At 34.5% G+C, this 21,576-nt stretch carries 20 protein-coding genes; 5 read left to right on the forward strand and 15 right to left on the reverse strand.

Annotated elements, in window-relative coordinates; translation table 11 throughout:
* Nucleotides 1-307 precede the first annotated feature (307 nt).
* Nucleotides 308-1,741, forward strand: a complete 1,434-nt coding sequence (gene mnmE / locus ACZ1JT_RS00820; protein ID WP_465094274.1) for a tRNA uridine-5-carboxymethylaminomethyl(34) synthesis GTPase MnmE — start codon at nucleotides 308-310, stop codon at nucleotides 1,739-1,741.
* An 80-nt stretch (nucleotides 1,742-1,821) separates the two neighbouring features.
* Here mnmE and ACZ1JT_RS00825 read toward each other — a convergent pair whose 3' ends face one another.
* Entirely contained in the window at nucleotides 1,822-2,292 is a 471-nt protein-coding gene (locus tag ACZ1JT_RS00825) for a hypothetical protein (RefSeq protein ID WP_465094275.1), read from the reverse strand.
* A gap of 231 nt (nucleotides 2,293-2,523) precedes the next feature.
* Nucleotides 2,524-2,907 carry a ribosomal maturation YjgA family protein gene (locus tag ACZ1JT_RS00830; protein WP_465094276.1) on the reverse strand — a complete coding sequence of 128 codons (384 nt, stop codon included), beginning with the start codon at nucleotides 2,905-2,907 and terminating at the stop codon, nucleotides 2,524-2,526.
* Nucleotides 2,908-3,007: 100 nt separating this feature from the next.
* Between ACZ1JT_RS00830 and ACZ1JT_RS00835 the strand changes: the two genes are divergently transcribed.
* The gene (locus tag ACZ1JT_RS00835) at nucleotides 3,008-3,772 is read left to right on the forward strand and encodes an oxygenase MpaB family protein (RefSeq protein ID WP_465094277.1); all 765 of its coding nucleotides are present in this window, start codon (nucleotides 3,008-3,010) and stop codon (nucleotides 3,770-3,772) included.
* A 114-nt stretch (nucleotides 3,773-3,886) separates the two neighbouring features.
* Here ACZ1JT_RS00835 and ACZ1JT_RS00840 read toward each other — a convergent pair whose 3' ends face one another.
* From ACZ1JT_RS00840 to ACZ1JT_RS00880, 9 genes are all read right to left on the reverse strand, one after another.
* Nucleotides 3,887-5,365 (reverse strand): class I SAM-dependent DNA methyltransferase, encoded by a 1,479-nt coding sequence (locus ACZ1JT_RS00840; RefSeq protein ID WP_465094278.1) that lies wholly within the window; start codon nucleotides 5,363-5,365, stop codon nucleotides 3,887-3,889.
* A 1-nt stretch (nucleotide 5,366) separates the two neighbouring features.
* Entirely contained in the window at nucleotides 5,367-5,966 is a 600-nt protein-coding gene (locus ACZ1JT_RS00845; RefSeq protein ID WP_465094279.1) for an HNH endonuclease family protein, read from the reverse strand.
* Nucleotides 5,959-7,491 (reverse strand): AAA family ATPase, encoded by a 1,533-nt coding sequence (locus tag ACZ1JT_RS00850; RefSeq protein ID WP_465094280.1) that lies wholly within the window; start codon nucleotides 7,489-7,491, stop codon nucleotides 5,959-5,961. The genes ACZ1JT_RS00845 and ACZ1JT_RS00850 overlap by 8 nt, the downstream gene beginning before the upstream one ends.
* 26 nt (nucleotides 7,492-7,517) lie before the next feature.
* Entirely contained in the window at nucleotides 7,518-9,215 is a 1,698-nt protein-coding gene (locus tag ACZ1JT_RS00855) for a GmrSD restriction endonuclease domain-containing protein (RefSeq protein ID WP_465094281.1), read from the reverse strand.
* Between the two features lie 16 nt (nucleotides 9,216-9,231).
* Entirely contained in the window at nucleotides 9,232-10,443 is a 1,212-nt protein-coding gene (locus ACZ1JT_RS00860; RefSeq protein ID WP_465094282.1) for a restriction endonuclease subunit S, read from the reverse strand.
* Nucleotides 10,444-11,559 (reverse strand): HigA family addiction module antitoxin, encoded by a 1,116-nt coding sequence (locus ACZ1JT_RS00865; protein ID WP_465094283.1) that lies wholly within the window; start codon nucleotides 11,557-11,559, stop codon nucleotides 10,444-10,446. It lies immediately after the preceding gene.
* A gap of 4 nt (nucleotides 11,560-11,563) precedes the next feature.
* Nucleotides 11,564-11,872: a type II toxin-antitoxin system RelE/ParE family toxin gene (locus ACZ1JT_RS00870; protein WP_465094284.1), complete on the reverse strand. Its 309-nt coding sequence runs from the start codon at nucleotides 11,870-11,872 to the stop codon at nucleotides 11,564-11,566.
* An 89-nt stretch (nucleotides 11,873-11,961) separates the two neighbouring features.
* Nucleotides 11,962-14,781, reverse strand: a complete 2,820-nt coding sequence (locus ACZ1JT_RS00875; protein ID WP_465094285.1) for a type I restriction endonuclease subunit R — start codon at nucleotides 14,779-14,781, stop codon at nucleotides 11,962-11,964.
* 152 nt (nucleotides 14,782-14,933) lie between these two features.
* A complete protein-coding gene (locus tag ACZ1JT_RS00880; protein ID WP_465094286.1) occupies nucleotides 14,934-15,683 on the reverse strand; it encodes a hypothetical protein in 750 nt (249 codons plus the stop codon).
* 506 nt (nucleotides 15,684-16,189) lie between these two features.
* On the opposite strand from ACZ1JT_RS00880, the gene ACZ1JT_RS00885 reads away from it, so the two are divergent.
* Both ACZ1JT_RS00885 and ACZ1JT_RS00890 read left to right on the forward strand, forming a co-directional pair.
* Nucleotides 16,190-16,375, forward strand: a complete 186-nt coding sequence (locus ACZ1JT_RS00885; protein ID WP_465094287.1) for a hypothetical protein — start codon at nucleotides 16,190-16,192, stop codon at nucleotides 16,373-16,375.
* Between the two features lie 144 nt (nucleotides 16,376-16,519).
* Nucleotides 16,520-17,074: a 2'-5' RNA ligase family protein gene (locus ACZ1JT_RS00890; RefSeq protein WP_465094288.1), complete on the forward strand. Its 555-nt coding sequence runs from the start codon at nucleotides 16,520-16,522 to the stop codon at nucleotides 17,072-17,074.
* 356 nt (nucleotides 17,075-17,430) lie between these two features.
* On the opposite strand, the gene ACZ1JT_RS00895 is transcribed toward ACZ1JT_RS00890, so the two are convergent.
* The 4 genes from ACZ1JT_RS00895 to ACZ1JT_RS00910 form a co-directional block, all read right to left on the reverse strand.
* Nucleotides 17,431-17,808, reverse strand: coding sequence for a YchJ family protein (locus tag ACZ1JT_RS00895; RefSeq protein WP_465094289.1), 378 nt, complete (start codon nucleotides 17,806-17,808; stop codon nucleotides 17,431-17,433).
* A gap of 270 nt (nucleotides 17,809-18,078) precedes the next feature.
* A complete protein-coding gene (locus ACZ1JT_RS00900) occupies nucleotides 18,079-18,645 on the reverse strand; it encodes a hypothetical protein (RefSeq protein WP_465094290.1) in 567 nt (188 codons plus the stop codon).
* Nucleotides 18,646-18,931: 286 nt separating this feature from the next.
* Nucleotides 18,932-19,150: a hypothetical protein gene (locus ACZ1JT_RS00905; protein WP_465094291.1), complete on the reverse strand. Its 219-nt coding sequence runs from the start codon at nucleotides 19,148-19,150 to the stop codon at nucleotides 18,932-18,934.
* A gap of 47 nt (nucleotides 19,151-19,197) precedes the next feature.
* Complete coding sequence (locus tag ACZ1JT_RS00910) at nucleotides 19,198-20,802, reverse strand: class I SAM-dependent methyltransferase (RefSeq protein ID WP_465094292.1); 1,605 nt, start codon at nucleotides 20,800-20,802, stop codon at nucleotides 19,198-19,200.
* Nucleotides 20,803-21,036: 234 nt separating this feature from the next.
* Here ACZ1JT_RS00910 and ACZ1JT_RS00915 point away from each other — a divergent pair, with 234 nt between their 5' ends.
* A complete protein-coding gene (locus tag ACZ1JT_RS00915) occupies nucleotides 21,037-21,573 on the forward strand; it encodes a DUF2975 domain-containing protein (protein ID WP_465094293.1) in 537 nt (178 codons plus the stop codon).
* The last annotated feature ends 3 nt before the right edge of the window (nucleotides 21,574-21,576 follow it).

Raw genomic sequence — 21,576 nt, forward strand, 5'->3', positions numbered from 1 at the left:
TAGGGGTTAGGGGTTAGGAGTTATCAATCCTTCCCTTTTCCCTTTTCCCTTTTCCCTTTTCCCTTTTCCCTTTTCCCTTTTCCCTTTTCCCTTTTCCCTTTTCCCTTTTCCCTTTTCCCTTTTCCCTTTTCCCTTTTCCCTTTTCCCTTTTCCCTCTTCCCTTTTCTCCTTTCCCTCTTCCCTCTTCCCTCTTCCCTCTCCCCTCTTCCCTCTTCCCTTTTCTCTCTTCCCTAATTACTACACCTTAACTCTTAACTTCTAAAAAACTTTGTACCTTTGCCCCACTGAACCCTAGAACCAATTGTACATGATTTCAAACGACACCATAGTAGCATTAGCCACCCCTTCGGGAGCCGGTGCTATTGCCGTAATTCGTATATCGGGAAAAGAGGCTATATCCATAGCCGCTAAGGTGTTTCAGTCGGTTTCGGGTAAGGATATTACCAAACAGCGTACCCACACCCTGCATTTGGGCCATATTGTAGACGATGGTAAGGTTTTAGATCAGGTGTTGCTTTCTATTTTTAAAGGCAGCAATTCGTACACTGGTGAAAACACTATCGAAATTTCATGTCACGGTTCAACATACATACAGCAGCAAATCATTCAGTTATTGCTTCGTAACGGCTGCCGAATGGCACAAGCGGGAGAATTTACCTTACGTTCGTTTTTGAACGGTAAAATGGACTTATCGCAAGCTGAAGCCGTAGCCGATTTAATTGCATCGGATAACGAAGCCAGCCATCAAATTGCCATACAACAAATGCGTGGCGGATTTAGTAATGAAATTGCCAAGCTAAGAGAAGAGCTTTTAAACTTTGCTTCGCTTATTGAATTGGAGCTGGACTTTGCTGAAGAAGATGTAGAATTTGCCGATCGTACTCAATTTCATGACCTTTTAAATCGCATTGAATTTGTTTTAAAACGCTTAATCGATTCGTTTGCGGTGGGTAATGTTATCAAAAACGGAATACCGGTAGCTATTGTAGGTGAACCCAATGTGGGAAAATCGACGTTGTTAAATGCTTTATTAAACGAAGAGAGAGCCATTGTATCCGATATAGCCGGAACCACACGTGATACCATTGAAGACGAATTGGTTATTAACGGTATTGGATTCCGATTTATTGATACTGCCGGAATACGTGAAACCAAAGACCATGTAGAAAGCATTGGTATCAAGAAAACATTTGAGAAGATTGAACAAGCTCAAGTGGTTCTGTATTTAGTTGACGGTTCACAGTTTACCGCAAATACTCAATTGGATTCCTTCATTAACGAAATCGGTAAAATACAAAACCAATATCCTCAAAAATCGTTGATTGTTATTGTCAATAAGAAAGACATCATTCCGCAAGAAGTAGTGTCGCAAATCAATAACCGATTAAGCCTTTACAGCGAAGAACTGGCAACGGTAAACCGAAAATTGTCAACGATATTCATCTCCGCTAAAAACAAAGAAGGTATAGACGAGTTAAAAAACCAACTGCTTTCGTTTGTTAATACCGGTGCTTTACGCAACAACGATACTATTGTAACCAACACCCGTCATTACGATTCGTTGTTAAAAGCGTTAGAAGAAATCCAAAAAGTACAATGGGGATTGCAAGGTGGGTTATCGGCCGACTTAATGGCTATCGATATCCGTCAGGCGCTGTATTACTTTGGTGAGATCACGGGGCAAGTTACTAACGACGAGCTTTTGGGCAACATCTTCGCGAACTTCTGTATTGGCAAATAAAAAAGGTTGCAACCATACGTTACAACCTTAATTCTATTTTAATCAAGTACAAAGAAATTGGTAATCATCAATGGTAAACCCTAATGGGCATTTTCAACATGTAAAATTTCTTTGGCGCGTTCTATCTCTTCTGCGGAAGCATGAATTACAAGCATGAATTTACCTTCGTCCAAATGTTCTTTAAATTTAACTACATGCTCTTCTTTGGTGAAAATTTTAGCCAAAACCGATACAAATCCACCCGATACAATACCCAAATCGGCACCGGCAATTAAGCCTACAAATGCTCCGGCTCCGTATAGAAACCCAACACCCGGAATGGAAAAAACGCCCAAACCGGTTAGTAATCCAACTACCGATCCAGCACCAATACCTACATAGGCGGGTATGTTCGTACTTTCATCGGTGTCTTTTATATAAATATGATCGTCTACCACTTCGGCTTTCCCCACAAGAGAAACTTTATCTAACGGAAATCCGTGCTCCCCTAAATCTTTTAAAGCAGCAACAGCGGCACGATGCGAATCGAATGTTTCAATACTTTGTTCCATGATGTTGTTTTTTAATAATCTGTAGTTAGTAGTTAGGGGTTAGTAGTTAGGGGTTAGTAGTTAGGAATGAGTTAAAAGTTAAAAGTTAAAAGTTAAAAGTTAAAAGTTAAAAGCTAACAACTAAAAGCTAAAAGCTAACAGCTAACAGCTAAAACTACTATACAAATTTACGAAAAAAAGGGCAGTTGTACAAGGTTAACATCTTGAAATACAGCATAATACAGTAGACGCTTATTGCTTAAAAGGGTTGCTAAAACGTTCTATACACACTACAGCCGCAATACCAACGGCATAACATACTATATCGGCCCACGAAAACGATGTTCCAATTACCGTACGTGCTATTTTAGAGTGTTGTAATCCTAACACTTCCACCACATTCAAATATTGTAAAAACTCAATGGCAAAGGCAAAAAGCAATACACCAATGGCTACTGGCTTCATGGGGAGTTTTAAAAAGGTTTTACAAAAGCAGTAGAGTAAAATCACCATCAATACATCGCCCATATACGGCCTAATAAAACTGTCGTGCACATACAATGCAATGAGCACTTCTACCGTAAAGAGTAAAACCGTAAGCAGAAAGTAGGTTTTGTTGAAGGTGAGTAGTTTCATAAGGTAACTATAGGTGTAGTTTGTTCTCCTCAAATATACTAAAAGAAGATTGGGTTTCGTTGTACGTATAGCACATCATCAAAAAATTACATTCTTAAAAATGGAATACTTCGTAACTCAAAACTCCATTGTACGCACCATTTGGGGCAAAAGCGATACCATACTCTTTATTTTTGCCGGAGCGGCTGCCGAATTCGCCCTGAACAAGGCTGTAGACTGGCTTTATTTTACCGGAAAGCTTCCCTCCGACCCGCTAGGCCGACTTTTTTCTACGGTGCGTTATGCCCGAATGATTGTTTTTGCTCCTCTTGTAGATGCCAACAAAGCCATCGATACCATGCGCCATATTCACAGTGCTGTAGAGCAAAACCGTGGGGCTCAAATACCCGACTGGGCGTATCGCGATGTGCTGTTTATGCTTATTCACTATTCTATTGCTTCGTACGAGCTTTTGGAACGCCGCCTAACGGAGGCCGAAAAAGAAGAGGTCTACAACGTGTTTTACCGTGTGGGTGACCGCATGGGGCTTAAGGATTTGCCACTTACTTATACCGAATGGTTACCGGTACGCGAAGCGCATTTAAACGAAAATTTACTGCATAGTCGTTTTACTGCCGATTTGTTTCAACAATACCAAAAACACCTGGGCAATGTTCGCTATATGCTGATGCTCGAAGCGCAAAAGCTGGTGGTGCCGCCTCAGGTGAAAAGCTTGTTACACCTGGAGGGGTTCTCTATACTTACACCCGCTGTTCCTGCATATAAAATAAGTCGGTTTTTAAAACTCGACGGACTGGTAAAGGCTTTGCTCCTGCCCAACAATTACAAGGCTCAAATTAATGAATTGGATGTAAAACCAACCTAGTAAAAAAACACACAATACAATTACATTAGTTTAAAAGAATTGAAAAATAGCCATAAGCTTGTAAAATTGAATACTTCAAAACCAAAGTTGTGGTATAGAATAAAGATGATGCTTTTATATTTTCAACCCATTTAAAACAGCTCTGAAACCCTCCAGTCCCGCTTCAATATTCTCAATAATCTCTTCAGCCAATTCATCAGGGTCGGGTAGATTGTCTAAATCAGCTAGGGATTTGTCTTTTAACCAAGTGATGTCTAAACTTGTTTTGTCTCGGGAAATGACATCATCGTAAGAAAATTTACGCCATCTGCCTTCTGGATTGGCCTCTGAATACGTTTCTTTACGTTTAGCCGTATTACCATCTAAATACAAATCTAGGAACTCTTGTAAATCGCTATATTTTAATGGATTTTTCTTTAAAGTATGATGAATATTGGTTCTGTAATCGTACACCCAAATCTCTTTTGTCCAAACTTCTTTACTAGCGGGTTTACCATCAAAGAACAATACATTTGCTTTTACACCATTGGCATAGAAAATACCGGTTGGTAAACGTAAAATCGTATGTAAATTGGTAGTTTCTAATAACTTTTTACGAACCGATTCTCCTGCACCACCTTCAAACAAAACATTATCTGGTAAGACTATTGCTGCTTTACCGTTTTCTTTTAATTGGGTTTTAATGTGTTGTACGAAGTTCAACTGTTTGTTACTGGTAGTAACCCAGAAATCCTGACGGTTATAGGTTAAATCGTCTTTTTCTTGTTCGCCTGCTTCGTTTGTAATGGTCATGCTACTTTTTTTACCGAAAGGCGGATTGGCTAAGATATAATCAAAGCGGTCGCCATTATCGGCTACTAGGGAATCGTTTGGCGAAATAAAATTATCCGAATCAATATCACCTATGTTGTGTAAAAACAAGTTCATTAACGCTAAACGACGCGTACTCGCTACAATTTCGTTACCTCTAAACGTGTGGTATTTTAAAAACTGCTTTTGTTCTTTGTCTAAGTTTTGCTCGGTTAAATGGTCGTAAGCCGCTAAAAAGAAACCTCCTGTACCACAAGCGGGGTCGCCTATGGTTTTCATAGGTTGCGGATTCAAACACGTAACCATCGCTTTGATTAAAGGACGTGGCGTAAAGTATTGCCCAGCCCCACTTTTGGTATCTTCTGCGTTTTTCTCTAACAAGCCTTCGTATATGTCGCCTTTGTCTTTTACACCCATCATAACCCAGTTTTCAGCATCTATCATTTTGATGAGTTTGAAAAGCTTGGCTGGGTCTTGTATTTTGTTTTGACTTTTGGTAAAAATTTGCCCTAAAATACCTTTGCTTTGCCCCAACTCACGCAGCATTTTCGTATAATGCACTTCTAATTCTTCTCCGCTTTTGTTTAAAAGACTTTCCCAGTTTAAGTTGGTTGGAATATTTAAGCTACGATTGTGCGGAGGCAAACTGTACTCGTGTGCCATTTTTAAAAACAGTAAATACGTTAACTGCTCCAGGTAATCGCCATAACCTACCCCATCATCTCTTAGGGTTTGGCAGAATGCCCATACTTTGCTTACTATTGTGGAATTTGCGTTGCTCATTTTATTTATATGCTATTATTTTGTTTATTAACTTTTCTTCCTGTTGCGAAGTTAATGGATTTAATCTCTGACGCACTAGAGTTTCTGACCTTATAGTAGTAAAGATAAATTCATCCCATTCCCAAAAAGTGATAGTCCTTTTGCCTAAATCCGTGCAATTATCCCAATCATAATATATTCTATCTGCATCTTTAAAAACAATTTCTATATCTGTGTTATGAAAATATGGATGCGCTATTTCAAAATCATTTAATCTATAATTTATATTAGGTAAATCTCTAAGTGTATCTCTTTGATTTTTAATCATTGAATTACAATAATTACAGGCATAGAATAGATTAGTCGTTATAAATGTATATTGTGAATAATCGCCTTTATGAGCAAAATGATCAATTTCATTTTTTTCCCCTATAAAATATCTCTCACAATAAATACATTTTGGCCCATGAGTTTCAAGAAGTTTTCTGGATATTTCATTTTTTACACTATTCTGAATATCGTCCCAAGATTTACTATTTAGACCTTTCTTTTTTCTTATAAGTTTTCTAATAAGTTTTTTTGACTTACTAGACAAGGAGATTCTTTGAGTTATATTAAACATTACTTTCTAGATATTTTTTAGCTTTCTCAATAATTATATTTAATGGATCTTTCTCACTTAATTTTATATAAGAAAATTTCTCAATTAATCTACTTATTTCAGCATAATCATTTGAATTTCTATTCAACATTGTTACGATTTTAGTTAAATCATATTCAAAAAAACTATTTCTCATGGATCTAACATTAAAAATACTGTATAATACTTCTTCAGCAGACCAACCAAAAGTATTAAGATCTTTGGGTAAATCAACTAAATCAATTTTGTCAATATCATTTCTCTTTAACCCAATTATTTTAGAATGTCTACCATCCAAATCTGAAGCAAAGAAGTGTGAGTGAGAAGTTATTAAAAAATGACAACTTTGATAATCTTTAAAAATTTCTTTCAAATAAGAAATATATCGCATTTGCCAGTTTGGATGTAAACTTATTTCAGGTTCATCAATTAAGATTAAACTATTATGTTCAATAGATGCATAAATACCTATAAAACTCATAAGCATATGATATTCACCAGAACTAATATCAGTTATACTCAAAGGTTTTTCTTTTCTTTTTAAGTTTAATTGAGGAAAAGTTATTAAGTCTAAAGAATTTAAATCACCTAATAGGGCATAATAATTTAAAGGTATTTTATCAGTAAATATATCAATCGATAAACTGTTTAAATTAGTTTCTCTGATATAATTTATAAATTCTACAATATCAGATTTTAATTTTACATTTTTTTCAACATTACTTTTATAGTACCTAACACCAAAAGGAATAAAATCAGAATCTTTTCTTGTTGAGAAACCTTTATTTGGGTCATTAAAATTTTGAAATAAAAAATCAAATCGATCAACAGTTAATGGTTGATTAAAAAAATAATCTTTATATCTCAATTTGTAATTAATTCTAAATGCTTCATCGTAATTTAAAAAACTTAATAATGATTTGATTTTGTATAATATTTCGGTTTGGTTTTGACCTAAATTATAATAAATTAAGTCTAATGTTCTTTTAATATTATTTTTAGTACCAGCTAAACTAGGGGTTTTTAGATTTCTAATACCTAAATATTTATAATAATTTGGATAATCTCTATTAACAGTAAACTTGTCATTTAGTAATAAAGAAGAAACTATTATATTTTCAGGTAATTCTAAGTCTTTGACAAGAATATCCTCTCTATTTTTATTAATTGTAATAGGTAACCGTTTTGTCTTATCTTCTTCATTATAATAGTTTTTTACACTAATCGTATTACCATATAAAGAATAAGTAATTTCAAAAAAACTGTTATATTTTGTGAAACTATCCCCGCTTTCACGTGCCCTTTTTAAATACAAAAAAATATCAGATATTTCTTTTAACAATAAACTTTTTCCCGTGCCATTAGGACCAATTATTAAGGTTGCATAAGGTGCATCAAAAATGTTTTCATTATTAATAAAATCAGTTTCGTCAGTTAGGTTCAATTCAAAAGTTTCTCCAAATAGTGGATGATTCTTTAAAACTATTTTTTCTAAATTAAATTTCATAAGATTATTAAGTAGTAAAAGCATAACTATTCCATTAATTCATCTATCTCAATTTCAATTTCTTCTTCTGAAAAATCTGATATATCTTCATAATGTTCACTTCCAGTTTCTTGTGAAATAATCATTTTAGATAATTCTTGGCTAACTGCTAATGCTCTTGATTTAAAAAATAAATCGTAATCGTTATTAAGTATTCCAGATTCTTGAATCTCATTAATTAAGTGAGTTTTCATTGTCTCTGAAATTTCTTCATTATCGTTTATAAATTTTTCCATATAAGTTGAAGGTGATTTAGCTCCTATTTGACGTTTGTTTAAAAAATCATCAACTATAGTAATGTTAAGAATATGATTATATTCATTATATCCTTTTTCTGGATAATTTTTTCGCATCCAAGATTTTGGAAAAAAATGATGATAATTTTTGCTTGTTGTAACTTTTAAATAGCTATTATCAATTTTTACATCTAAATTATTATCAAATGATTTTGGTTTTTTCATAGCATATAGACAAAGTATAGCCTTTATGTAACTTCTACTTGTACTAAAATATCCTATTGAAGGATGCATTAAAAATTGTGGAGAAATATCAACTGACCATTCATATTTAGGTAAAATTGAATTGATAATTTGGTCTATTTTATTTATGTCTTGTGCTATTTTACCTTCAACACCAGATGAATATCTATTACCTAATGAAACTCTCCAAAAGAAGTCATCAAGCATTTTTTTGATATCTCCCGTAGGTTTATATTTATGTTTATAAAAGAAATAACTAAACGGCACCAAAATAGCATTGTAAGGCAAAAGTCTTGAAACAGGAATACCATAAGATTTTAAATAATCTATTGTATCTTTTAAACAACTAACAGCAACATCCCAAGTTTTTATAAACTCATGTTTATCTAGTTTCAAAATAGTTTTTCTTGTGCAATCTCTCTCAGCAATTATTGCAACTATTTGTAATAATGTTGCAGAAGAAATTTCTTCATATTTTACGTCTCTAAGTTCGTTGATAAGTAAAGAATATTTATCGGCTAGGTCAAAATTAGAATTTACGTCATAGGTTTTTGCAACCATTATTTCAAAAAGAGTTAGCGCCTTTCCACCTACATTCAATCTTGTAAAAACTTCTGTAGCTACATCTATTGAAGCATCTTTAAGATTAATAATATTGAAATTATAACCTTTAATTATATTTTGATAATTGATTAATTTTTGTTGATACTCACTTGGATAACTAGCTAGAAATGTAAAATCAGCATTTAACAAATCTGTTAATCTGATGGTACTATATTCAGACTTTCCTTCAATGTCATTAATTACTAATTCATCATCATTCTCAATACTTGCATCAAGATCTATAAAAATATTTGCAAAATTTTCTTTTCTTTTATCTGCTCTTTCTATTATTTCACCACTAACCGCAGCAAAAAAAGATGTTAATCTTTGTTGCCCATCTAAAACATAATTGACAAATTCACCCTTTTCTTGTTTAGGTAAACTTATATTACCTATATCCTTAACAGAACGTAATTCTTCATCCGTTCTCCAAAAAATAAACGTTCCAATAGGATAACCTTTTATAATACTATCTATCAATTTTGCAGAACTTCTTATATCCCATACAAAGTTTCTTTGAAACTGTGGTATTTTTATTTGCCCTGATTTAACTTCATTTATAAGTGAAGAATAATTTTTTGCTATGTTATCTAAATTTGCCATTACTATCTTTTTTCTTTTAAACCAACTCCCCACTAAACGCCTTTTTCAAAATACTTTGCCTTAGTGCTTCTGCTTTTTGTAAACTCTCTTGAATGCTTTCCTCCATTTTATCAGCAACACTTAAACGACTTTCGATTTCTTGAACAATAAGGTGTTGTTCTTCGATTGGTGGTATTGAAATAAAATAATTTTCTATAAATTGTTTAGGTACACGTCTTAATCCTACAGCACCAGTCATTTCATTTTCTGCTTCACTTCTAAATCTGTCTTGAACAATGAAATAAAAAATATATTTATTTAAAACCCTTTCTAAACATCTAATTACATGAAATTCTGAAGAACCATATCCAATTTTATTTTTAAGTTTATCAACAATAGCAATCTTACCATTTTCCATACAAGGAGTAACTTTAGCAAAAATGATGTCTCCATCTATAAATGGTGTATAACTACCTTTTTGTACTTCACTAAACTTTTTAATTTCTGTTAAATGAATTTTATTTTTAATTTCTTCAACAAGTTTCATAGGTAAAAACTGAACTTCTAAATCTAGACTTATCAATTCCTTATTTGGTAATTTGGGATTGATTGTTGAAACACTAGAAATTTTATCAACTTCCCACCCCTCAGGCAACTCGCCCTCTTTTACATTTTTATTGGTTAGTTTTCCTTCAAATGCATGTTTTAACACACTTTGGCGGTACACTTTTAATTGCGTTTGTGCGGTTTTTAAATCGGCTATGCCTTGGTCTAACTCGCTAAAAAGTTCTTCTATTTTGGAAACGATAGATTGTTGGGTTTGTAGTGCGGGAACGATTAATTCCGAATTCCATAACAAAGTAGGTTCAACATGAGGTATACCAACACCTCGAGGATTGGTATTTAATTTTTTGTAAACAGATTGTAAAAAGTAGTAGATATAATTTTTTTCAACTATTTCTTTAATGGGCTCTATCTTCATTAATGTTGAACCAACAGCACCTTTTTTAGCTTTACCTGAAAAACCAGCTCTAGCACCATCCCAAACCATTAATAAATCACCATCTTCACACAAATTACACTTTTCACCATCAGTATATTCATCGAAAATTCCTTTTTCGAATGCTTTTATATTTATGTATGGGATGTTAATATTTTCTTTCTTGTCTTTAACAAGTAATTTAGGTTTTTTACCTTTAGAATATTTACAAACTTCTCCAAGTTTTTTTGTTTGCCAGTTAGAAATCATTTATTCAACTTTTAAATATTTAGAGTCAATATAATCTAGAACATTGTCGTTAAACAATTTTTGATTGGCATACGAAATGGTTTTATCATACGCTAATTTCCCAATAATAATTGCAGGATGTATGATAACTGAGTGGGCACAATTAGTAATATCGTTTACAGATAGATAATTTATTTTGGATTTAAGGAAATCTAAAATTTCTTGATGCTTTAATACTTCAGCTGCTTTTTCATTGGCTTCTTTTTCTAATTCATCTATATCTGTATCTTTAAAATTATCTAAAAAGAAGGTGTTTTCTTCGTTTAAGTGATACAAAACATGAGCAATTTCGTGAGCGATAGTAAACCAAAAATTATCTATTCTTTTATATCTAGCTGTATAAACAATTACTGGATTTTGTTTATTGTAAAAAGCAGCACCATCTAAATAGGTTTTTTGTAAATGAGGTAATACAAAAAAGATAACTCCAGCTTTTTCTAATTCTTTTATAAACAAGTTAATCCCATTATCTGAAACACTAAATTCGTTGATTTTTAAAAATAATTCATTCAGTTTATTTTTATCGAATTTAGTAACAGTATAGCTATCAGCCACCTTCATCGCTTGTACATACCATGTGTAGGTATAAGATGCCTTATATTGATTAAAACTTTCTGATTTTCTTGCTAATAAAGGAGTAATTTTACTATCCCATTCTGTAAAATCTATTTTTTTTACCCCCATAAAATCTAAGACACTATCGTATAAATCATAAACAGATTCAAAATTTGGTATCCAATTTTTAGCGATCATATCTCTGATTGGCATTCTTTCATATAAGTTTGCCTTTAGTTCAGCTTGCTTCTCCTTTTCAGATTGTTTGGATTCTAACCAAAGTCTATAATTAGCATCTAAACTTAACCAATATTGAGGTGTTGTATCAAAAACCTCACCTAATATTTTTGCGATATCTAAGGTTATGGATTGCTTGTCTTTTAAAATTTTATTGAGATGTTTAATTGTAATTCCCATTATTTCTGCTAACTCTTCTTGAGTCCAATTACGATATTCCATTTGTTCTTTAATAAAATATCCAGGACCAAATTTTAAAGCAGGTCTTAATTTTGTTGTTGCCATAAGTTTAAGCGTAATGGTTTGAAATGTCTGTTAGTAAGAAATCACCAATAGTTAATTCACTATTTTGCCAATCAATTTCCATTTCTAATCGATATTTTAATTTTAATCTCATAGAATAGGTATTTTCGGTTCCTTTGAGTTTTTCAAAATTTAAACCTTTATCATTCCACAAATCATAAATATTTTCAGCCGCTTCGATTTGTTGAACTCTTGCAAAAAATTTTTCTATAATATCATTAGATAATTTTAGTTTTTTTGACTTTCCCGTTGTATATAATTTCTCTAATTCTTTATTTTTAAATGAAAAATTCATTATGAAATCTTTTGCAAATTTATAAAAACATTTTAATTATTGTACTTTTAGGTTAAATTTTAATATCATTTTAACCCATTTGGTTTAATTTAAGCTACTAATACTTCGTTTAATTCTTCAATAATTTCCATATACTGGTTGCCAAACAACTGGTAAAACTTACCTAAACCACCGTGTGCATTAAACGGGTTCAGTTCAAAATCTTCGGTATCTAAATGAAAGGAATTGGCAATATAATCTTTTATCATGCGCAACCATTGCATTTGTTCTTCGGTAAAGGTATTGTGTTGTCCCGCATTTTTCTTAAATATCCATTCTTGAAAGTTTCTATCCACCGTTTTATCATAAGCCGTTAAATACTCATCTATCTTTAACGCTTTACGAATTACAGAAACCAAGAGTACCAAATCTTGTTTGGGTTTTTCAGTTCTTGGTAAGCGTTTTACTAACTTGTCTTTGTCTAGATTATCTTCTAACTCGGCATAAGCGTCCCAAAGTTTAGGTGCGTTTAGGGTAGGTTGTTCCAAAACCAATTTCTCATACAAATCGCGTATCATTTTATAGGTCAATTCCCTTCTACGATACGGTTCACCATAAAAAATTTGCAAGGCTAAGGCTTCGTCTTGGTTATTTGCTACCCAAGTTTCAAAAGCGGTTACTATGCTTTGCGCTTGCTCGGTAACGTCTTTTACCCAACCCATATTGGTTACTTCGTCTATATTGAGGGTATCAATAATTTGGTCGTATTTTTTACGTACGTCTATAATGTAATTGCGCAAATCAGGATTATGCAACACCGCAACGGCTTGTTCTATAATAGCACGGTGTTCCGTTTCAATGGTTTGTTCTATAACGGCTGGCGCTTGTCCTTTTAAATCATTCTGAATTCTAAATTCTAAATTCTGAATTAAATCAGGGTCGTATGCCTGCAATAACTTTTGTACCACTTGCTTAATCTCTAAACCATTGGCTAACTCGGCAAATTTTTCTTTTTCTTTAGGATTAATTTGTCGGTCTAAACGAATCAAACGATTAGCTAAAGTCGTTAACATTTCTTCCGAACGGTTGCCCATTGCAATATTGCCCAACACATCTTTTAACGCCACACCAGGGGCTTTTTCTAAGGGTCGGCTATCGGTTTTTTGTGATTTTTCAACACCAATGGCATCAATAATCACAAAATGGTCTTTGTTGTATTTCGCAGTTGGTGTTCCTGTTTTGCGTAATTCTTCTAACGTACAAGTTCGCGTACCACGACCTTTCATTTGTTCGTAGTAACTTTTACTCTTCACATCACGCATAAACAACAACACTTCCAATGGACGAATATCGGTTCCTGTTGCAATCATATCTACCGTAACGGCTACACGAGGATAGTATTCGTTTCGAAACTGACTCAAAATGCTTTTCGGGTCTTCAGTAGATTGATAGGTAATCTTTTTACAAAACTTATTTTCTTCGCCAAATTCCTCTCGAACAATGTCAATAATATCTTCGGCATGACTGTCGCTTTTGGCAAAAATTAGCATTTTGGGTACTTCAAAATTGCCATGTTCGTCAAAACGGTCAGGAAACATATTCGGCAAATTATCACGAACGGCTTTAACAATACTTCGAATCGTACTAGGATTCACAATGTCTTTATCCAATTGTTTACCCGAGTAACTGATATCTTCATCTACGGTTTCCCAAAATTTTTTTCGGGTTAAGCGTTCGCGTTTGTCTACTTGTTCGCCTAAACCAATAGCAGCACCTTCTTTAGATATTTTAGTTTCAATAGTAAATACATTATACGGCACCAAAACACCATCCACCACCGCTTTTTCATAGCCATAATCCGAAACCACATTCTGATTAAAATACATAAACGTGCGGTTATCAGGTGTAGCCGTTAAGCCCACTTGAAACGCATCAAAGTAATCCAGCACTTGTCGCCACAAGTTGTAAATACTGCGGTGACATTCGTCAATTACGATGAAATCGAAAAACTCAATTGGTATTTTTTCATTATACACTACTGGTACAGGCTCTTTACTAGGGACAAACTCATACGGATTCAATTCTTCGGCACTTTCTTCTAATTCCGTACCTTTCAAAATGGAATACATACGCTGAATCGTACTAATATACACCTGATTATCTTGCGGAATAAAACTACTTTTTAATCGAGTAACAGGATATAATTCGGTAAACTTACTATTGGAATCATTCGGTAAATACGCCATGAATTCTTGTTCGGCTTGTTCCCCTAAGTTTTTGGTATCCACTAAAAAAAGAACACGTTTTGCCTTAGCAAATTTTAGCAAGCGGTAAATAAACGTAATCGCAGTAAAGGTTTTCCCTGAACCTGTTGCCATTTGCACCAACGATTTCGGTTTGAAGTCCTTAAACGATTTTTCAAGATTCGTAATCGTATCAATTTGACAATCACGTAAGCGGTCAGTCGGCAATTCAGGAATATTCAATAAACCAGCTCTAAGACTTTTCTCTTTTTTCAACCACAACCCTAAAGTTTCAGGTCGGTGAAACGTAAATACTTCTCTCGCTCTAGGTTTTGGATCTTTGTAGTTAGTGAATTTAGTAATATCACCAGTACTAATATAAACGAATGGTAAAGGTTCGTTATCTAAATATTTGAGTTTGGCTTTCGCATAATCTTCTCCCTGCTCCTCCACCATCGACAACGATTGTCCCAATTCAGAACGCTTAGCTTCAATAACCCCAACAGGAATTTGATTTACAAATAACACATAATCAGCAGGTCCAACATTAGTCTGATACTCACGTACTGCTACACCAATATTAGCTGCTAAATTAATTTGCGACTTATTTTGTATCACCCAACCACAAGCAAGCAACTGCTTATCGATTTCGTCTCTAGCAATTTGTTCAGGATTTTGGTTAGTCATAGTTTGTTTATCTAATTTTCCCAAACTTACCGATAATATAACACCTACGCAATCACTAAATTTAGTGATATTTCAAAAAAAAGAAAACCCCATGCCAAAGCACAGGGTTCCCAAAAAAATCAATAAAAACTTATAACTCATAATTCATAATTCTAAACAATCTCAATAATATTCAACACATTATACTCCTCATTACGTAACGAATACTGTACACCGTTCACTTCCTGATAAAATGAAAGCATCAGTAAGAAAAACTGCTGTCCCGTTCCCGTAGGTACACTAGTCGGAGTTAAAACAACCGTATTCAACGTCATGTTTAAAGGTAAGTTTACAATATTAGAATACGCCACTTCCGATTCCTCAGTGGCAAAATCCAACGCCAAAACCGCCGCTTGAAAACTCACATGAGTAGCCCCTTGCGGAAATAAAATCTGCTCCGCCGGTAAAATGTTGTTTAGTGTAATAACACCCGTTCCCGTATCCAGCGTGTAAGGCGCATACAAAATACTGCTAAGTTCCGCACGACCATTAAAGTCAAACCCTTTTAAAACCTGTTTTCCTTCCGGAGTAGCAAGCCCAGCAGCCACATTGCGTTGTCCACGGCTCGAAACCGTATCATAACTTTTAATCACATGCATCATTTTAAGCATTCGGCTGCTCAATCGGCTGTCTTTCGCCTTAAACACCATAGTACCCAAAGCATTGCGTAGCACTTTACCACTTCGGCCACTACCGCCAAACTCCGAGTTGTTCTCACGAGTACGAACAAAATTAGCATCGTTCGCAATACGGTTTTTATCTACACCACCTTTTTTGCGAACATAATATTGTCCCTCTTGTTTGTAGAAAGTTAAATCTTCAACCGTTCCTTCAATTTTGATAATTCCTTTAGACTTTGCCATGATATAAAATTTTAAAAATTAATAAATGTTTCATGCCAAACTAAAAACAAAGCCCAGGCCAAAAATTCGTGCCATTGCCGAAATTGCCGCATTTTACCGATTAATACCAAAAAATACCCTTTTGTGTAAAAATTTCCTAAATAATCAATTTTCCTACAAAATGGCACGATGTTTGAATTCGAAATTTGAAAGAAAAATCATTAAAAACACCCTCTTTTTTACTCCGTACTTAAGCCGTACTTAAGCCGTATATAAGCCGTATATAGTCCGAGTAAACCCGAGTAAAAATTTGAGGCCTAAAAAACAACCAATGTAACAACCCAAAAACCTAAGAATCGAATAATCTAAAAATCTAAATTGTCTAACATTCTAAAAGTCTAACATTCTAAGAGTCTAAAAGTCTAACCTTCTAAAAGTCTAACCTTCTAAAAGTCTAACATTCTAAAAGTCTAACATTCTAAAAGTCTAACCTTCTAAAAGTCTAACTATCTAAAAAACTAAATCCCATGCAAAGAATCTGTATCTATCCGAAAGATATCCAACAAATCACAGGAAAAAGCGAGCGCCAATGCCGCAACATCATCTCCAAAATAAAAACCCAAAACAACAAACAAAAACACCAAGCCGTAACCATACACGAATTCTGCCACTACATGGGCATCAACCCCGAAACCATAAACTTAAAACTATAATCATACAAAACACAATGACAATAATTAATGAGAATCTCGATAAAAAGCAGTTGTTTTCGAAGTAAACAAAACAGTGTTAAAAGTACAATAAACTAAAAATCAGTGTTTTACATTTTGTATCTTTGTAATACTGATTATTTTAGAATGCAAAATTTATATTCCATAGCAATTTCACCACCCGATGAAGTGATATCGTGCATTAGCAGCATGAAAGAGGATTTAACGAAAGAGGTGGGCTGGTTCAATAGCAAGAACTCGAAGGCGCATATTACCATAAACGAATTTAAAAGTTCGGAGTTGCAACTGGAAAATATAAAAAAACAACTCACCTATATTTGCAACGGTTTTGAACCGATACACGTACACCTTGACCGGTTTGGTACTTATACCAACGGTGCGTTTTACATTGCGCCCGACGCTTGTTCTAAAACGGGTTTGAAAATTATCATGAAGCACGTAAACAACTCGTTGTGTATTAGCGATAAGAAAACAAGCTCTGACCCTCACCTATCTATCGCCCGACGTTTGTCGCCCGATGCTTTAAATAAAGCAAAAGGTTTGTTTGACGATGTGGATTTGCATTTTGTTTGCGACCATGTGGTTATTCGGAAATTCAACCCCGAAATTAAACAGTTTGAAATTATTGAACGTTTTCCCTTTAACAACAACCCCGATCATTTGCATAATACGATTCATTAAGTTAGGGGTTAGTGATTAGGGGTTAGGAATTAGGAGTTGTGAGTTAAAAGGGATAAGGGAGAAGTTACAAAGGAAAACAAACCCAACTGAACACTGCAACTAAAAACTTTGCTGCTAGCGATTAGCTGTTAGCATTTAGCGTATCACTAATTCCTAACTCCTAATCCCTGTACACTGAGACTGCGACTGTATACTTGGCTGTAGGCTTTAGGCAGTAAGCTGTAAGCATTTAGCATATCACTAATCCCTAACTACTAACTACTAACTACTAACTACTAACTACTAACTACTAACTACTAACTACTAACTACTAACTACTAACTACTAACTACTAACTACTAACTACTAACTACTAACTACTCATACCTCCCATCTACATAATACCATTGTTCGCCTTCTTTTTTAAACGTAGATTTTTCGTAGTGGCATTGTGGTTGTAATTGGGCATCCAGATAATAGGCTTTAAAGGTAACTTTGGTTTCGGAGGCTTGCAGCACTTCTAGTCGTACCCAATGGTTTTGGGAAGCAAAGGCTAAAATATCTTTACGGTTATGGTATTTGCGTGTAGACGGATGTGTAGTTGCCAGCAAGTATTCGGCATTTTGAAGGCAATAGGCGGTATATCGTGACCGCATTAAAGCTTCGGCTGTTGGCGGTTTTTGTGTACCTAACAGAAAGGGTTCGCAACATTGCGAAAAGGGTTTTTCGGAACTACAAAAACAAGGTTTGGACATATTTTAATTTGGCTTTTAGTGGTTAGCTTTTGGCGGTTAGCGGTTAGCTTTTAGCTGTTGGCTTTTAGCTGTTGGCTTTTAGCTGTAAGCTTTTAGCTGTAAGCTTTTAGATTTTCTTAATTACTGAACATTGTGACTGAGACTGTTTACTTTGTGTAGGCTATAAGCTGTAAGCTGTAGGCTATAAGCTTTTTTAATTACTGAATACTGTGACTGTGACTGTTTAACTTGGCTGTAAGCAATAAGCTGTAGGCTGTAAGCAATTACTTTCTACTCTAATTGATTTATGTATAATCTATCGAAAAGTCTACCTGTGTTGGGGAAAAAGTAAAAGCCATTTTTCCTCTTCTCTTTAAATTTTTCTTCAGATTGTTCTTTTGACATCAGCTTTAACGAATTGTTTTCGTAAAAGTAAATACCTTCTGCAGTGGGTACTTTTTTATGCCAGTTTTTAGGAATTGAATCTACACTGAATTTCATACCATTAACATGAAAAGGGAAAGTTCCTTCTGAGTAAAATTCTGTATAAACCCATATTCCGTTTTTACGAAATTCGCCATCTCCATCAACTATAAAGGCAGGATAATAGGAAAGAATTGTCGAATCGGACTCTAATTCACAATCATCATCAAAAAGATACAATTGATCTGATTTTACCACTAGTCTTGGAAATTCATCTGACATAGAATCCCCAACTTTCATTACCATAAGATTTGGCTTTTTTAGCAAAATTTCTTGTACCGTTAACTTTTGAAATTTTTCATCGGAAATTACTTTATATGCCTTTTCACAAGAACAAAAAGTTAAGATTACTAAACAAAGTAGAATTTTTTGCATTTTTTGTTTGCTTATAACTGATGGCTACTTATTAATTACTGAATACTGTGAATGCTTACTTTGCGGTTAGCTTTTAGCGGTTAGCTTTTAGCTGTTGGCTGTTGACTTTTAGCTATTGGCTGTAAGCTTTTTTAATTACTGAACACTGTGACTGCGACTGTTTAACTTGGCTGTAGGCTGTAGGCTGTAAGCTTTTTTATTTACTGAACACTGCGACTGCGACTGAATACTTGGCTGTAGGCTGTATGCTTTTAACTAATCACTAACTCCTAATTACTCTCCCCTATTAATTACTCGCGCTTATTTTTTGATGCAACTGATTTAACAGTACTTGGTACTTGCTGATTTCGATAAGTTGTTCGTCTTCTTCGGCATGATCCAGTAATTCGTCCAGTATTTCACTAGCGTCTACCAGTTTATTGTTAGCTGCTTTTATGTCTTTGGCAGCAATCAAATCGATAATTTGCTGTACCGTTATTTGAAGTTCGGTGAAGTTGATTTCCATAGTATGTAATTTATGGCAAAGATAGTTTTTGAATAGCCCCGCTCCTATTAGCCTTTTAATAAATTGATACTTACCGTAGCATAATCGGTTGCCGGATACTTTTTGAAATACGCCATATCAGGTTGTAGTCCCGCCTCGGCAGCAATGGCATGCAATACCGGAATTTCTACAATATACTGATCGGAAAAGCCGTGTGTGGCATCGTACGCGGTAGCGGCAGTGCTTCCTAAATTGGCTGCGGTTAATGCTGGTGGTACGGTATGCAATTCTATCATTAACAACCCAAAACGATGCACATACGGTGCCCATTTGCTAAAATGTTCCAGTAAATTGTCTTCTACCTCGGCATTGGTTAGGTGTTTCCCTCGATGGGCAAAAGCTCCCGTAGAAGTACTAACTCGGTTTGGTGTTCGGGTTTTGGGTTCTTCCCAAATACGGTTATGATCTAAAAAGGTACGTACGTTTAAAAGATCTTTTAAGTCGATGTTGTAATTTTCCTGTAAGTCGTCGGCCAAGCGTTTAGGGTCGCCGATATCGCCCCAAATTACTTTAGCCCAGATGTCGGCTTTAATTAAATTGGCTCGGGTTACTTTTAAGGCAGCCTGGTTATAATCGGCACCTACTAAAAACAACGGATGCTCGTCTAGCATTTTACCGCGTAACGTATGGCGTTCTATTACATTAAAAATATGCTCCAAAAAGGCACCATTACCACAGCCCATATCTAAAATTCCTTTAGGCTGTTCGGCAATAGGCTGATTGAACAAGGCAATGATAATATCGTCTATTACTTTAAAATAGGTTGCATGTGCACCGCCACTACCCCATACATTCATTTCGCGGTTTACGTGAATTTCATCTTGATTGGGTGCCAGATCGCGTATTTCGTTCGGGTTACCAAACAACAAGCTGTTCATGTGTTTAAACATGGGTAAATAGGATACCGTTACGCCATAAGCTGTGGCGCGTTTGGCAAAAAACAATCCGTCTTCGGTAAACTGATAGTTTCCGTTTTTCTCGGTAAACCATTGTAAATGGGTAAAGAAATCGAGCATTTTGGTAAATGCTTCAGGGTTTTTATGAAACTCTTCTGCACGAAACGAGGTTTCCATAAAATACTTGTGAAACATACCACTCATACCTAAACTAACAATTAAAGGTGCTACCAAATAGCCTTCTATATGCATAAGCATTTGCTCCTGTACAGCTCTATAGGTTTCGTTTTCATGAGAAACCATATTGTAATGCTTGCGGTACTTGTTGAATAATGGCTCTAATTGCTCGATGCTGCTATCGGTTATGGTGTTTGATGTAAATACATCGGTAGTTAGTAACAGCTTTACCACATCGTCATACAAAGGCACTAATGAAAAAGCATATTCTGAAACGGCATTGGTAGCCACACTAACCGTATTTGTGGTATTATCTACCTGATATTCTAAAAAACCTTGTGAAGCCAATAAGCGCAAGGCAACATTCATATATCCTTCGTTGGCTTTACATGCGGTGCTTACTTCGGTAAGTGTTGTTGCTTTTTTATCGATTAGATATTGTAAAACGCCTTTGTTGTTAAGCGTTACAGCTACTGGAGCTAAGGCTATACCGTCAAGATGACGAAAAATGGATTCACGTAGTTTATTCTTTGGTATCATGTAAATTGATTGTGTGTTGCTCAAATTTAGGAATTTTTATCAGATAGCCTCTATTTATTTCATACTATGCCCTTGTTAGAAAAAGGCTTGTATTTACAGGACATTCAACCTTGTTCTTACAATGTAATTCAATTAATATTTAACCAAAAACAAAAAATATTTATTTAAAAACATTGTTTATTTATTGTTTTTCAATAAATTTGTATCGTTAAACTAAAAAAAACATTCATACTCATGTCGAAAAAAAACAACATCGTATTTAAAGGGTTACATATTGTAGCTTGGATTATTTTTGTAGGCTTATGCATTGAAGCGGGTGCTTTACTGGTAAATTTTATTTTCAGTTTGTCTAAACCAGACATGGTACAAAATTTATATCAGAAATTAGATTTAAGGGAATTGTACTCCTATAGTAAAGCGGCTTTTTTTCAGATGTATTCGTTTGTACTTGTGCTTGCTTTTTTAAAAGCTTTACTGTTTTACACTGTTGTGGTATTGATGCATAAAATTGATTTGACAAAACCTTTTAATGATTTCGTTTCGAAAAAAATCTTAAAAATAAGCTACTACACGTTTTCGATAGGTTTAATAAGCTATATTGCCCGACAATGCTGTAAAAACTTAGTGAACCGTGGTTATGCTTTAGACCATTTAAACTCTTTTTGGGAAGACAGTCAGGCTTTTATTTTAATGGCGGCGGTAATTTATATTATTGCGGTAATTTTTGCCAAAGGAATTGAATTGCAAAACGAAAACGAATTAACCATATAAACC

The organism is Flavobacterium sp. IC2-16 (assembly GCF_055521455.1).

Coding starts and splice junctions, on each gene's coding strand:
- ACZ1JT_RS00870 (WP_465094284.1), bottom strand. CDS start 11,872: ATGAATTTTTCATTTAAAAATAAAGAATTAGAGAAATTATATACAACG.
- ACZ1JT_RS00845 (WP_465094279.1), bottom strand. CDS start 5,966: ATGTTTAATATAACTCAAAGAATCTCCTTGTCTAGTAAGTCAAAAAAA.
- ACZ1JT_RS00825 (WP_465094275.1), bottom strand. CDS start 2,292: ATGGAACAAAGTATTGAAACATTCGATTCGCATCGTGCCGCTGTTGCT.
- ACZ1JT_RS00880 (WP_465094286.1), bottom strand. CDS start 15,683: ATGGCAAAGTCTAAAGGAATTATCAAAATTGAAGGAACGGTTGAAGAT.
- ACZ1JT_RS00850 (WP_465094280.1), bottom strand. CDS start 7,491: ATGAAATTTAATTTAGAAAAAATAGTTTTAAAGAATCATCCACTATTT.
- ACZ1JT_RS00890 (WP_465094288.1), top strand. CDS start 16,520: ATGCAAAATTTATATTCCATAGCAATTTCACCACCCGATGAAGTGATA.
- ACZ1JT_RS00830 (WP_465094276.1), bottom strand. CDS start 2,907: ATGAAACTACTCACCTTCAACAAAACCTACTTTCTGCTTACGGTTTTA.
- ACZ1JT_RS00865 (WP_465094283.1), bottom strand. CDS start 11,559: ATGGCAACAACAAAATTAAGACCTGCTTTAAAATTTGGTCCTGGATAT.
- ACZ1JT_RS00875 (WP_465094285.1), bottom strand. CDS start 14,781: ATGACTAACCAAAATCCTGAACAAATTGCTAGAGACGAAATCGATAAG.
- ACZ1JT_RS00855 (WP_465094281.1), bottom strand. CDS start 9,215: ATGGCAAATTTAGATAACATAGCAAAAAATTATTCTTCACTTATAAAT.
- ACZ1JT_RS00860 (WP_465094282.1), bottom strand. CDS start 10,443: ATGATTTCTAACTGGCAAACAAAAAAACTTGGAGAAGTTTGTAAATAT.
- ACZ1JT_RS00905 (WP_465094291.1), bottom strand. CDS start 19,150: ATGGAAATCAACTTCACCGAACTTCAAATAACGGTACAGCAAATTATC.
- ACZ1JT_RS00835 (WP_465094277.1), top strand. CDS start 3,008: ATGGAATACTTCGTAACTCAAAACTCCATTGTACGCACCATTTGGGGC.
- ACZ1JT_RS00885 (WP_465094287.1), top strand. CDS start 16,190: ATGCAAAGAATCTGTATCTATCCGAAAGATATCCAACAAATCACAGGA.
- ACZ1JT_RS00895 (WP_465094289.1), bottom strand. CDS start 17,808: ATGTCCAAACCTTGTTTTTGTAGTTCCGAAAAACCCTTTTCGCAATGT.
- ACZ1JT_RS00915 (WP_465094293.1), top strand. CDS start 21,037: ATGTCGAAAAAAAACAACATCGTATTTAAAGGGTTACATATTGTAGCT.
- ACZ1JT_RS00900 (WP_465094290.1), bottom strand. CDS start 18,645: ATGCAAAAAATTCTACTTTGTTTAGTAATCTTAACTTTTTGTTCTTGT.
- ACZ1JT_RS00840 (WP_465094278.1), bottom strand. CDS start 5,365: ATGAGCAACGCAAATTCCACAATAGTAAGCAAAGTATGGGCATTCTGC.
- ACZ1JT_RS00910 (WP_465094292.1), bottom strand. CDS start 20,802: ATGATACCAAAGAATAAACTACGTGAATCCATTTTTCGTCATCTTGAC.
- mnmE (WP_465094274.1), top strand. CDS start 308: ATGATTTCAAACGACACCATAGTAGCATTAGCCACCCCTTCGGGAGCC.